Below are 10,765 nucleotides of genomic sequence, written 5' to 3' on the forward strand. Positions count from 1 at the left end.
CTCGTAGCGTGACTCGCCGGTAGCGGAAAGTAGTACTTCGTCCCGGTCCCGACTCAGCCGATCAGGCTCGGCTGCAGGTCGCGCAGCGTGCGGTGGTGCGTCATGCGGGTCACGCCGATCGCCGCCACCAGCACGCCGCCGACCATCCACGCTCCCAGCACCAGCAGATCCGAACCGACCCGCGCGACGTCGCCGCCGTACATGACCTGGCGCATGGCATCCACGACGTATCCCATCGGCAGAATGTGGTGCAGCGCCGCGAGCGGGGCGGGCAGCGTCTGCCACGGGAACGTGCCACCGGCGGTGACGAGTTGCAGCACCATCAGCACGAGTCCGAGGAACTGTCCCACCGAGCCCAGCCACACGTTCAGGGCGAGCACGATCGCGGCGTAGGTCGCCGACGCGAAGATCAGGATGCCGAGGGCGGCGGCCGGGTTGGCGAACGAGAACTGCAGGGCGATGGCGAGCACGGTGAACAGCCTCACCATCTGCAGCGCGCCGAGACCGGCCGGGGCGAGCCAGCCCGCCAGCGTCACGCGCACGGGGGAGCGCAGCGCCGTGATCGCGCGCTTCGACACCGGCTTGACGATGAGGAACAGCGCGTAGATGCCGATCCACCCGGCCAGGGCCGCGAAGAACGGGGCGAGGCCGGCGCCGTAGTTCTGGGCCGTGGTCACCGCGCTCGTGCCGACGGCGACGGGATCGGAGATGGCCTGGGCCTGCGCCTGGCGCGTCGCGTCGTCGGCGTCGGGGATCTGGGCGACCCCGGCCGCGAGACCGTCGCGCAGTTGCGTCGCACCGGTGGAGAGCTGAGCGATCCCGCCGTCGAGTTGCGACGCTCCGTCGCGCAGCTGCGCCGAGCCGTCGCGGAGCTGGGCGGCACCGGATGCCGCGGTGCCGGCGCCGTCGGCGAGGGCTGCGGCCCCGTCGGCTGCGCTCGCCGCGCCGGTGGCGAGGGAGGCGCTCCCGGCCGCGACCTGGCGGGCGCCGTCGTCGAGCCGGTCGATCTGGTTCACGGTGTCCTGCACGCGCGTGTTCGCCGCGGCGAGGCGTTCGCCGACGGGGTCGAGGCGCGAGAGGATCTCGTCGACGCGGGCAGGGTCGAGTCCTGCGTCGGTCAGGGCCCGTGCGATGTCGGCTCGGGCCTGGGGCAGCTGGGCCGCGGCATCCCCGGCCGCCGTCCCCACCCGCCGGGCGGCCTCGTCTATGCGGTCCACCCCGCCGGCGACCTGCTGCGCGCCGTCGGCGACCTGTGCCGCGCCGTCACGAACCTGGGCCGTACCGTCGCGCAATTGGTTCGCGCCGGTCGAGAGCTGCGCGGTGCCGTCGGCGAGCTGCGACGAGCCGTCGGCAAGGGTCGAAGAACCGCTCGCGAGTTGCGACGAGCCGTCTTTCGCCGTCGACAGACCGTCGACGAGCTGCGTCGCCCCGGTGGTGGCGTCGACGAGCTGCACGCGGATGGTGTGCAGGGCGTCGAGCAGGGTGAGCCCCGCCCCGTCGGTGACCTTCTGCGCCACCGATGTGCGGATGCGGGCGACGGCCTGCGTGCCGATGGTGGAGGCGAGGTAGTTGTTCGCGTCGTTCGTGCGCAGCTCGATGCCGGCCTGGCGCGGGCTGGCGCTCGAGAGCGAGGCCACGGCATCCGTGAAATCGGCGGGCAGGGTCACGATGAAGTCGAAGTCGCCCGCCTCCAGCCCCTCATCGGCCTGGTCGGAGGTGACCCGGTGCCACTCGAACGTGTCGCTGTCGAGCAGCTGCTCCGCCGCCTCGTCGCCGAGGTTGCGCTGCTGGCCGTTCACCTCGGCGCCGGTGTCGTCGACGACGAGCGCGACGGGGACGCTGGACAGGTTGCCGTACGGGTCCTGGTTTGCCCACAGATATAGACCGCCGTAGAGGATGGGCACGGCGAGCAGGGCGACGAGGGCGATCACCGACATGCGCGTCGAGGTGAGGCGGCGGAGCTCCGCCGTGATCATCTGCGGGATCTTCATCGTGTGACCTCCGCGGCGTCGTCGGCCTCGCCGACCTCAGCGTCGACCTCGGCGACGATCTCAGCGCCGACCGCCGCGGCCTCGATCGCGGTGTGCGAGGCCTGACCGGCGATGACCAGCACGGCGTATCCACGCTCCGCGAACTCCTGGGCGATCCCCCACCAGGCGAGGGGTTCCCCACCGTGGCGATCGGGCGCGACCAGCACGAGCGCCTCGACGTCCTTTCTCAGCGCGGCCAGTTCGAGCAGCAGCCGGATGCGCACGGTCGGTTCGACATTGCCGATGGGAAGGCCGGCGGACGCGTCGAGGCCGATGCCCTCCAGCCACCGCGCGGCGGCGAACGGGGTGGGGGCGTGCCCGGCGAACATGAGCTCTTCGGCGACGACGCCGATGACCGACACGTTCGGCTCCGGTTCCGACACGATCGGGGCGTCGACGAGGGCGACGCGACGGCGGAGGGTTCTGGCATCCACCCGTCCATCGACGGTGACGGAGCCGGAATCGATCTTCATGCGACCGGATGCCATGAGACCCAGCACCGTGGGGCGCTGCTCGGTCTCGGCGACGACGAGACTCGCCCGCCCGGTCTCGAACGCGGTCGTGGTCGCGGGCAGGGCGCTGCGGCCCTTCGCGACGGCGTCGACGACGACCCTCACGATGTCGCCAGCTCGGGGTGCTGGGCCAGCAGGTGGCGCGCCTCGGTCCAGGAAAGCCCGGCGATGCCGAGCACGGCGCAGACGGCGATCTCGCGTGCCGTGGAGCTCTCGGCATCCACCCGGGAGACGACCGTGCGGCCGGTCTCCTCCAGCAGGCGCGACAGCGTGGGGGCGGGAAGGTCGGTGCGCAGCTCTCCCGCTTCTTGGCCGCGGCGCACGATCTTGTCGATGCGGCGGCGCAGCGGTGCGAGGGCGGCGGAGGTCTCGGTCAGGTGGGCGTCGTCGAGGGCGAGGGCGGCGGCGGCCTGCACGTGGGCGGCCTCGCGCCAGAGCTCGGATGCCAGGCGGGCGAGCGCGACGCGGGAGTCGGCGTCGTCGATCCCGGCGGCGATGGCGTTGAAGCGCATTGCGCCCGCGGCGATGACCTCGCGGACGATGGCGGTGCGGTCGTCGAAGTGCCCGTAGAGGGCGCGACGCGACAGGCCGGCGCGGCGGGCGATCGTGTCGATCGATGCGCGAGGGTCGTGGCCGATGGCGGCGGTGGCCGCTCTCAGGATGCCGGCGCGGTTCTCGACGGCGTCGCGGCGGGTGGATGTGCTCACGACGAGCAAGTGTACGCCTAAAGTGCACACAGGTGTGCAAGTTATGAGAGCGTGCTCACGCCTGCTGCGGGTAGGCTCCGTCGGCACCGGCAGCGGTCCACGCCGCACCGAGGGCGAACAACGTCGGTGCGCGGTAGTACTCCATCGCGGCAGCGATGCGACGTCGACCTGTGCGCGCGTTGATCCCCAGTTGGCTCGACGCGCCCGCGAGCGTGTAGCCCTGCTGCATGAGGCGCAGGATCGACGTCCACGGCTGCGCGTCGAGACCGACGGGGGACGCTCGGCGCCACAGCTCGTCGAAGTAGGCGCGCACCATGTTCGCGAGGCCCTCGTGACGCACTCCCAGGACGCTCGTGGGAGTGATCTCTCCCCAGGTGTAGGGCAGGGCGAGATAGTCGCCGTCGACCCAGAACCACGCCGGGGCCTTCTCGAGGGAGCGGTACTCGAGTCCGGTGGGACCGTACAGCGCCATTCGTTCGAGGACCACCGGATCGGTGGTCACCGACGCCGGGACGATGATGCGCACATTGTCGCGGGCGTTGAGCGCGGCGCCGAATCGCAGCGCCCGGTCGGGGGACGCCGCCATCAGCCGGTCGACGCTGGTGAAAACGGCGACCAGCGAGCTCGACGGGGTACCGGAGAGCTCCCACATGAGGTCCTCGGCGGCGTACGGGCCATGCCGCAGCACTGTGGGGACCAGGTCGGCGGACGCCTCTCCGACCGACCAGGCACGCAGGATCGACGGGAGGTTCTCGAGGATCCGCTCGATGCCCGACATCGCGTCTTCGGCGGCCGCTCGAACCCGACGGGTGTGCACCGTCACGGCCTCGTTGGCCCAGTCGGCGGGGGGCGGGTAGGCCAAGAGGTCGTCGACACCGCCGATGAGGCCGCGTTTGCGCAACCGCTCGATGGCGGAGACGACCCGCGCGGTGTCGAGGTGGGTGGTGAGGACGGCGTCGGCGACCGTCGCCGGGCGCCCACGGAGGAGGATCTCCAGCAGGGTGTCGTCATCCATGTGCTTCTCCGAAGTGTGACCGGTCGGACTCCCCATCATGGCCGGAGCGCTTTCTCGCGGTGATGGCTTGCCCTCGCCGAAGAATTGCGTCTGTGCGCCACCTGCGTCGGCCCGTTCGGGGCTCGAGACGAAGGCGAGATGGTGTGCGCGAAGTCTGATGTCGACACCTCCGCGCGAGGACGGCGTCGGCCTCGCGTCATCCCCCGACGGCAATGGTCAGGATCGCCGCCCCGGCGAGGCCGAGACCGGCCATCTGCACCCGGCCGATACGTTCGCGCACGACCCCGACCGCGAACGCCACCGTCACGGCGGGGTAGAGCGAGATGACCACGCTCGCCAGCGACAGCAGCCCGGTGCGGAACGCGTAGAGCATGGCGACGTTGGCGACGGCGTCGAAGACGCCGATCATGACGGTGAGCCAGAACAGTCCGCCCCCCACGGGTTTCGCGCGGCCGAGGCGGAGCGCCGCCACGATGATGACCGCCGCGGCGACGGCGCGGGCGAAGGCCAGCGGCCAGAGGCCGCCGTCGGCGGGCATCTGACCTGTGAACACGAAGCTCAGTCCGAACAGCACGCCGGATCCCACCGTGAACCAGGCGACGCGCGGTGTGAATCGGCGTTCGTCAGTTCCGCCGGCGCCGCTGCGGCTGACCAGGGGGATGGCGATCACGGCCAAGACGATCCCCACCACTGCCAGCGTCGACGGGCGTTCGCCGAGCGCCACGCCCGCGATGACGGGAATCGCCGTGACGAGGATGGCGGCGACCGGCGACACGACGCTGATCGGACCGTCGGCGAGGGCGAGGTAGTACCACCAGATCGCCACCGCTGTCGCGACGCCCGACGCCCCGCCCCACAGCAGCGCCTCCGGGGAGAGGCGTCCGCCGACGAACGGTGCGGCCGCAGCGATGAGGAAGGTCGAGACGGGATAGGTGAGGAGGATGACGCGAAGGGCATTGATGCGTCGCGAGGCGATGGCGCCGAAGAAGTCGCTCGTGCCGTAGGCGACCGCGGAGACGAGCGCCAGGGCGATCGAGATCATCCGCGTTCGTGGACGACCGGCGGCGTCGCGGGTCGTCGCCGGGTGGCGAGGAGGCCGGCGAGACAGAGCGCCGCGATGACGACGAAGACGAGCATCGCCCCGATCATGTAGACGTCGACGTCGTGTCCCCACAGGTCGTGGCCGACCAGGATCAGGTCATCCCAGAAGGCGTACGCGAAGGCGGCGACCGCGAGCAGCTTGCCGAGGTGGTCCACCCAGGTGATCTCGTCGCGATTGTGTGCGACGGCGCGCAGCACGCACCCGAATCCGGCGATCCCCAGCACGATGACCGCGAGAATGCCGACGGTCGTGTTGCGGTCCTCGTGCGCGTTCTCGTAGATCCAGGTGACCGTGGGGATGGCGACGGCGCCGGCGACGACGACCGCCAGCACGGGAAACAGCGGATGCCCGCGGCGGAAGCGATTCGCCGCCGGTCGATCGATGGATGCCGTGCGGACGGCGGGCTCTGAACTCATGCGGGACTTTCCGGTCGGGTCGTATGAAGTGCATACCGTGAATGCCCCGCCCCACAAGAGCCGCTAGCGGTCATGGCCGCAAGAGGACATCTCGGCGTCCGCACGCCGCGGGGGAGAGGGGGTCAGCCGAGCACGAACGACAGCACCAGCGTCATCCCGAGCGCGATGACCGACGCGAGCGAGACGCCCACCGTCACCGTCTTCAATGCGCCCCGCACCGTCTGACCGAGGAACGACTGCAGCAGCCAGAACGTGTTCGATGTCACGTGCACGCAGAAGAGCGCTCCCGCGCCGGCGGCCAGCGCGACCAGCAGGGGGTTGAGTCCCATGGTGGAGGCGATGGGCGCGATGATGCCGGCCGCGGTGATCGCCGACAGGGTGACCGAGCCGACCGCGACGTGCAGGACGGCGGCCATGGCCCACACGACCAGGAGCGGTGCGAAGGGGGTGGCCTGGAGGGAGCCCTGGAGTATCTCGCCGAGGTCGCCCTGCGCGATCACCGCGGCGAGCGAGCCGCCGACGCCGGTGAGCACGAAGATCTGCCCGCCGTCGTGGAAACCCTTGACCACGGCCTTCTCGACGCGCTCCCGCCCGACGGCCGCACGGGCGACCGCCCCGGTCAGGATCACGGCGAGGAGCAGCGCGATGACGGGGCTGCCGAGGAACTGCAGCGGAGCGATCTCGATCTTGAGTACCGCGAGCACTGCCTGCGCGGCGATGAGCAGCAGCGCCACCAGCAGCGGCGCGAACAGCAGCAGCAGGGGCCGCTCCCGGGTGGTGGAGGGGGCGAGGGCGGTGGACGCCGTCGGCGCGAGCGTGACGAGGGGCGCGGGCGCGGGGGCATCGGTGTCGCGGGGCAGACCGCCCACGCTGGTGAGGACGGCCCCGCCTTCGCGCACGTCTTCGGTGGTCGCCGTCTGTTGATCGCGCTCGGGGTTCCAGAAGCCGAGGCGGAAGAACATGCTCATCAGCAGGATCGACAGCGCCACCGTCGGCACGACGACCGAGAACCCGCCGAGCAGCATCTCGCCCAGCGGAACACCGACGACGCCCGCGAGGGCCACCGCGGCGAAGCCGGGCACCATCATCACGATCCCCACCTCGAGCGACACCGCGAAGGTCACGCCGATGATCCCCGTCCCGGCAGGTCCGAGGCGGGCGGCGATCCGTCGGGCGAGGGGAGCGGCGATCACGATCATCACGTCGACGAAGATCGTCTGCAGGTAGGTCGCCAACGACAGGCCCAGGGCGAACGGGATGCCGCGGCGACCGAACACCCGCATCAGGGCTTCCACGAGACGGGTGACGGCACCCATCTCGTTGAGCATCGCGCCGATCAGCACCCCCCACGCGATGAGGAGTCCGGCATCCATCATCACCTCGCCGAAGCCCTGCGTCATGGTCGAGACGGTGTCGAGCGGACCGAGCCCGGTGAGGATGCCGATCGCCGCCGCCCCCACGGCGAGGGCGATGACGGGGTTGATCCGCAAGCGGACGATGGCGACGACGACCGCGAGGATGACGGCGGCGACGACGGTCAGGGTGTACCACCCGGGCATGGGCTCTCCTCGATGCGTTCGGGCGGGTGCATCGATCCCGTGCGGCGGTGTCCTCGCGAAACGCGGGCTCTCACCTCGACCTGTGGATGCCGGCACGTGCGCATCCGGCAGCTCAGGATGGCGGATCCGGCCACCACGCGGCAAGGTCCCGAAGCGGTCATGTCCGCTAGCGGACACGACCGTCGCCCCTCACGGATTCAGGATGCGGCCGGGGCGCTGATCGAGGGGGTGCTCCGGCCGCCCGATACGCTCGCGCACACGAACGCGCGACGCCTCCCGCACCCGGCGGACGGCGTCGCGACGAGCGTGCGTGTCAGTCGGTGCCGGCGTCGAACGCGGCGCCCTCGCCCGCGGCGTCGGTGGCGTCGGCGAGGCGCTCGCCGGCGGCGTCGAGGGGAGCGGCCGACTCGATGATGTCGCGCGCTCCGCCCGCGGCGACATCGCCCACGAGCTCGCCCGTCGGACCGCCCAGCAGGCCCAGCGCGGCGTACTGCTCGAGACGCGCGCGCGAGTCGGCGATGTCGAGGTTGCGCATCGTGAGCTGGCCGATGCGGTCGACCGGTCCGAACGCGGCGTCGCCGACGCGCTCCATCGAGAGCTTCTCGGGCGAGTACGACATGCCGGATGCCACGGTGTCGAGGATCGTGTAGTCCTCGCCGCGGCGCAGGCGCACGGTGACAGAGCCGGTGATGGTCGATCCGACCCACTTCTGGATCGACTCGCGCAGCATCAGCGACTGCGGTTCGAGCCAACGACCCTCGTACATGAGGCGTCCGAGGCGGCGGCCCTGCTCGTGGTAGGTCGCGAGAGTGTCCTCGTTCAGGATGCTGTTGACCAGGCGTTCGTACGTCAGGAACAGCAACGCCATGCCGGGGGCTTCGTAGACGCCGCGCGACTTGGCCTCGATGATGCGGTTCTCGATCTGGTCGCTCATGCCGAGACCGTGGCGACCGCCGATGGTGTTGGCCTCGCGAACCAGCGCGACCGGGTCGTCGAAGCGGGTGCCGTTGATGGCGACCGGGCGGCCCGCCTCGAACTCGACGGTGACGTCTTCGGTCTCGATCTCGACCTCGGGGTCCCAGAAGCGCACGCCCATGATGGGCTCGACGATCTCGAGCGAGACGTCGAGGTGCTCGAGGGTCTTGGCCTCGTGCGTGGCGCCCCAGATGTTGGCATCCGTCGAGTACGCCTTCTCGACGCTGTCGCGGTAGGGGAAGTCGTGGGCGACGAGCCACTCGCTCATCTCTTTGCGCCCGCCGAGCTCGGTGACGAAGTCGGCGTCGAGCCACGGCTTGTAGATGCGCAGCGACGGGTTGGCGAGCAGCCCGTAGCGGTAGAACCGCTCGATGTCGTTGCCCTTGTAGGTGGAGCCGTCGCCCCAGATGTCGACGCCGTCTTCTTTCATCGCGCGCACGAGCAGCGTGCCGGTGACGGCGCGGCCGAGCGGCGTGGTGTTGAAGTAGGTGCGCCCGCCGGAGCGGATGTGGAACGCGCCGCACGCGAGGGCGACGAAGCCCTCTTCGACGAGGGCCGTCTTGCAGTCGACCAGGCGCGAGACCTCGGCGCCGTACTGCGTGGCGCGACCCGGGATCGAGGCGATGTCGTCTTCGTCGTACTGGCCGAGGTCGCCGGTGTACGTGCAGGGGACGGCGCCCTTGTCGCGCATCCACGCGACGGCCACCGAGGTGTCGAGACCACCCGAGAAGGCGATGCCGACGCGCTCGCCGACGGGAAGGGACTGAAGGACCTTGGACATGCCGACGATTCTATTGCGGCGCGGTGCGGCGCCCGACGCGCGGACCCCGCGCGGGCCGGTGATCCGCCGGGGGAGGAGGGGTCAGCCGACCGTCACACCCGTGATGGTCACCGGGTTCGCGGGGGCACCGTCGGGGGCGCCGCCGGCGGTACCCGCCGAAGCGATCGACTGCACGACGGCCAGCCCCTCGGGCGACATGGTGCCGAACACGGTGTAGTTCGGGTCGAGCTTCGTGTCCTCGTAGACGAGGAAGAATTGCGAGCCGTTCGTGCCGGGCCCGGCGTTGGCCATGGCCACGGTGCCCGCGGGATACGTCTCGGTGCCGTCGAGCTCGTCGTCGAAGCGGTAGCCCGGGCCGCCGCGGCCGGTGCCGGTGGGGTCGCCGCACTGCAGCACGAAGATGCCCGACGTGGTCAGCCGGTGGCATTCGGTGTCCGAGAAGTACTGCTGCTGCGCGAGCGAGACGAAGCTCTCGACGGTGCAGGGGGTGCGCTCGCCGTCCAGGGTCAGGGGGATGTCGCCGGCCGAGGTCTGCAGGACCGTCTGCACCTCGCCGGTGGGCTGGTCGGTGCCCTCCGCCGGCGGAGTGACGTCGACGGCGGGCTGACCCGACGCGGGGTAGGCGCACTCGCCCGAGACGGCGCCGTCACTCGGCGCGCTCGCTGCAGGGGCGGGATCGGCCGTCGTCCCTCCGGCGCATCCGGCGAGCAGGAGCAGGGCGGAGGCGGCCAGGGCCGCGGACATCAGTCTCGTACGCACGTCCCCAGGGTAGGCCGTGCATCCGCGATCGAGCCGTGAGTCGCGGGCCGTCGGGGCCTCACGGCGTCCCGGATGCCGCATCGGCGGCCGCACGGCACCACTGCGTCGTCAAGCGGGACGGATGCCGCGGCGGCGAGCGTAAGTCACCGCTGCGCGTCAGGCGGGACCGATGCCGCGGCGGCGGCCGACGGCGACCGTCCCGACCGCGAACCCGACGATGGCCACGGCGATCGCGACGATGTAGAAGATCACGCTGCCCCACCCGGCGGCGTTCGGGTCGAGGAACGGATACGGGTACCAATACGGCGCTCCGGTGGTGGGGTTCGTGATCTGCGGCGCTCGCAGCAGCGTATAGATCACCCAGGCGATGGGGAAGATCGCCGCCGTCAGGGCGGCGCGCCAGGGGAGGCGCCGACGCCCGGGGCCGAGGAACAGATCGAGCAGGAGGAAGAGCGGGCCCCAGACGTGCAGGATCTCGTTCGACCAGGGCACCGTCTCGGGCTGCAGGGGGAGGCCGCGCAGCAGCAGGTTGTAGACGACGCCGGTGACGAGCATGTAGGTGGTGACCCAGGCGAGGACGGTTGCCAGGGCGATCGGCTCGGGGCCGGTGCGGCGGCCGCGCACGAAGAACCGCACGCCCACGATCAGCAGCACGATCGCCGCCGAGACGTTGGAGAGGATCGTGAAGAAGCTGAAGAAGTTCGCCACGATGGTGGCGACGTGTCGACCGGCCTCGAGCGCTCCGGACACCGACGAGACGAACTGCGCGATCACCGCGACCGCGATCATCGCCGCCGCCGCGATGCGCGCGGCGTTCCATCCGACGGCCCACTCGCGCGTTCGCAGCATCGACCCAGGCTAGCGCTGGCGCGTCCCGGCGTCTCCGATTCGCACCGTTCGCCGTGAGGA

10 protein-coding genes are annotated in these 10,765 nt (G+C 71.0%); all 10 read right to left on the bottom strand.

Annotation, left to right across the window (positions count from 1 at the left end):
* Positions 1–53 precede the first annotated feature (53 nt).
* Complete coding sequence (locus ASF76_RS03395; RefSeq protein ID WP_055952897.1) at positions 54–1,991, bottom strand: YhgE/Pip domain-containing protein; 1,938 nt, start codon at positions 1,989–1,991, stop codon at positions 54–56.
* Positions 1,988–2,647 carry a hypothetical protein gene (locus ASF76_RS03400; RefSeq protein ID WP_200936072.1) on the bottom strand — a complete coding sequence of 220 codons (660 nt, stop codon included), beginning with the start codon at positions 2,645–2,647 and terminating at the stop codon, positions 1,988–1,990. Before ASF76_RS03400 ends, ASF76_RS03395 begins: the two co-directional genes overlap by 4 nt.
* Positions 2,644–3,249, bottom strand: a complete 606-nt coding sequence (locus ASF76_RS03405; protein ID WP_055953411.1) for a TetR/AcrR family transcriptional regulator — start codon at positions 3,247–3,249, stop codon at positions 2,644–2,646. Before ASF76_RS03405 ends, ASF76_RS03400 begins: the two co-directional genes overlap by 4 nt.
* Positions 3,250–3,304: 55 nt before the next feature.
* Complete coding sequence (locus tag ASF76_RS03410) at positions 3,305–4,264, bottom strand: hypothetical protein (RefSeq protein ID WP_055952900.1); 960 nt, start codon at positions 4,262–4,264, stop codon at positions 3,305–3,307.
* A 196-nt stretch (positions 4,265–4,460) separates the two neighbouring features.
* Positions 4,461–5,306 carry a DMT family transporter gene (locus tag ASF76_RS03415; protein ID WP_055952903.1) on the bottom strand — a complete coding sequence of 282 codons (846 nt, stop codon included), beginning with the start codon at positions 5,304–5,306 and terminating at the stop codon, positions 4,461–4,463.
* The gene (locus ASF76_RS03420; protein ID WP_055952906.1) at positions 5,303–5,782 is read right to left on the bottom strand and encodes a hypothetical protein; all 480 of its coding nucleotides are present in this window, start codon (positions 5,780–5,782) and stop codon (positions 5,303–5,305) included. The genes ASF76_RS03415 and ASF76_RS03420 overlap by 4 nt, the downstream gene beginning before the upstream one ends.
* Positions 5,783–5,904: 122 nt before the next feature.
* Positions 5,905–7,341 carry a GntP family permease gene (locus ASF76_RS03425; RefSeq protein WP_055952909.1) on the bottom strand — a complete coding sequence of 479 codons (1,437 nt, stop codon included), beginning with the start codon at positions 7,339–7,341 and terminating at the stop codon, positions 5,905–5,907.
* A gap of 313 nt (positions 7,342–7,654) precedes the next feature.
* Positions 7,655–9,097, bottom strand: a complete 1,443-nt coding sequence (gene argG, locus ASF76_RS03430; RefSeq protein ID WP_055952912.1) for an argininosuccinate synthase — start codon at positions 9,095–9,097, stop codon at positions 7,655–7,657.
* Positions 9,098–9,178: 81 nt separating this feature from the next.
* Positions 9,179–9,856, bottom strand: coding sequence for a peptidylprolyl isomerase (locus ASF76_RS03435; protein WP_235561220.1), 678 nt, complete (start codon positions 9,854–9,856; stop codon positions 9,179–9,181).
* Positions 9,857–10,012: 156 nt separating this feature from the next.
* Positions 10,013–10,705, bottom strand: a complete 693-nt coding sequence (locus tag ASF76_RS03440; protein WP_055952919.1) for a Pr6Pr family membrane protein — start codon at positions 10,703–10,705, stop codon at positions 10,013–10,015.
* Positions 10,706–10,765: the final 60 nt, after the last annotated feature.

Source organism: Microbacterium sp. Leaf151 (assembly GCF_001424225.1).
GTDB lineage: Bacteria > Actinomycetota > Actinomycetes > Actinomycetales > Microbacteriaceae > Microbacterium.

Bases quoted from the DNA above. Each gene is read 5' to 3' on its own strand.
- ASF76_RS03395 (WP_055952897.1), bottom strand. From the start codon at position 1,991: ATGAAGATCCCGCAGATGATCACGGCGGAGCTCCGCCGCCTCACCTCG.
- ASF76_RS03410 (WP_055952900.1), bottom strand. From the start codon at position 4,264: ATGGATGACGACACCCTGCTGGAGATCCTCCTCCGTGGGCGCCCGGCG.
- ASF76_RS03415 (WP_055952903.1), bottom strand. From the start codon at position 5,306: ATGATCTCGATCGCCCTGGCGCTCGTCTCCGCGGTCGCCTACGGCACG.
- ASF76_RS03420 (WP_055952906.1), bottom strand. From the start codon at position 5,782: ATGAGTTCAGAGCCCGCCGTCCGCACGGCATCCATCGATCGACCGGCG.
- ASF76_RS03425 (WP_055952909.1), bottom strand. From the start codon at position 7,341: ATGCCCGGGTGGTACACCCTGACCGTCGTCGCCGCCGTCATCCTCGCG.
- argG (WP_055952912.1), bottom strand. From the start codon at position 9,097: ATGTCCAAGGTCCTTCAGTCCCTTCCCGTCGGCGAGCGCGTCGGCATC.
- ASF76_RS03440 (WP_055952919.1), bottom strand. From the start codon at position 10,705: ATGCTGCGAACGCGCGAGTGGGCCGTCGGATGGAACGCCGCGCGCATC.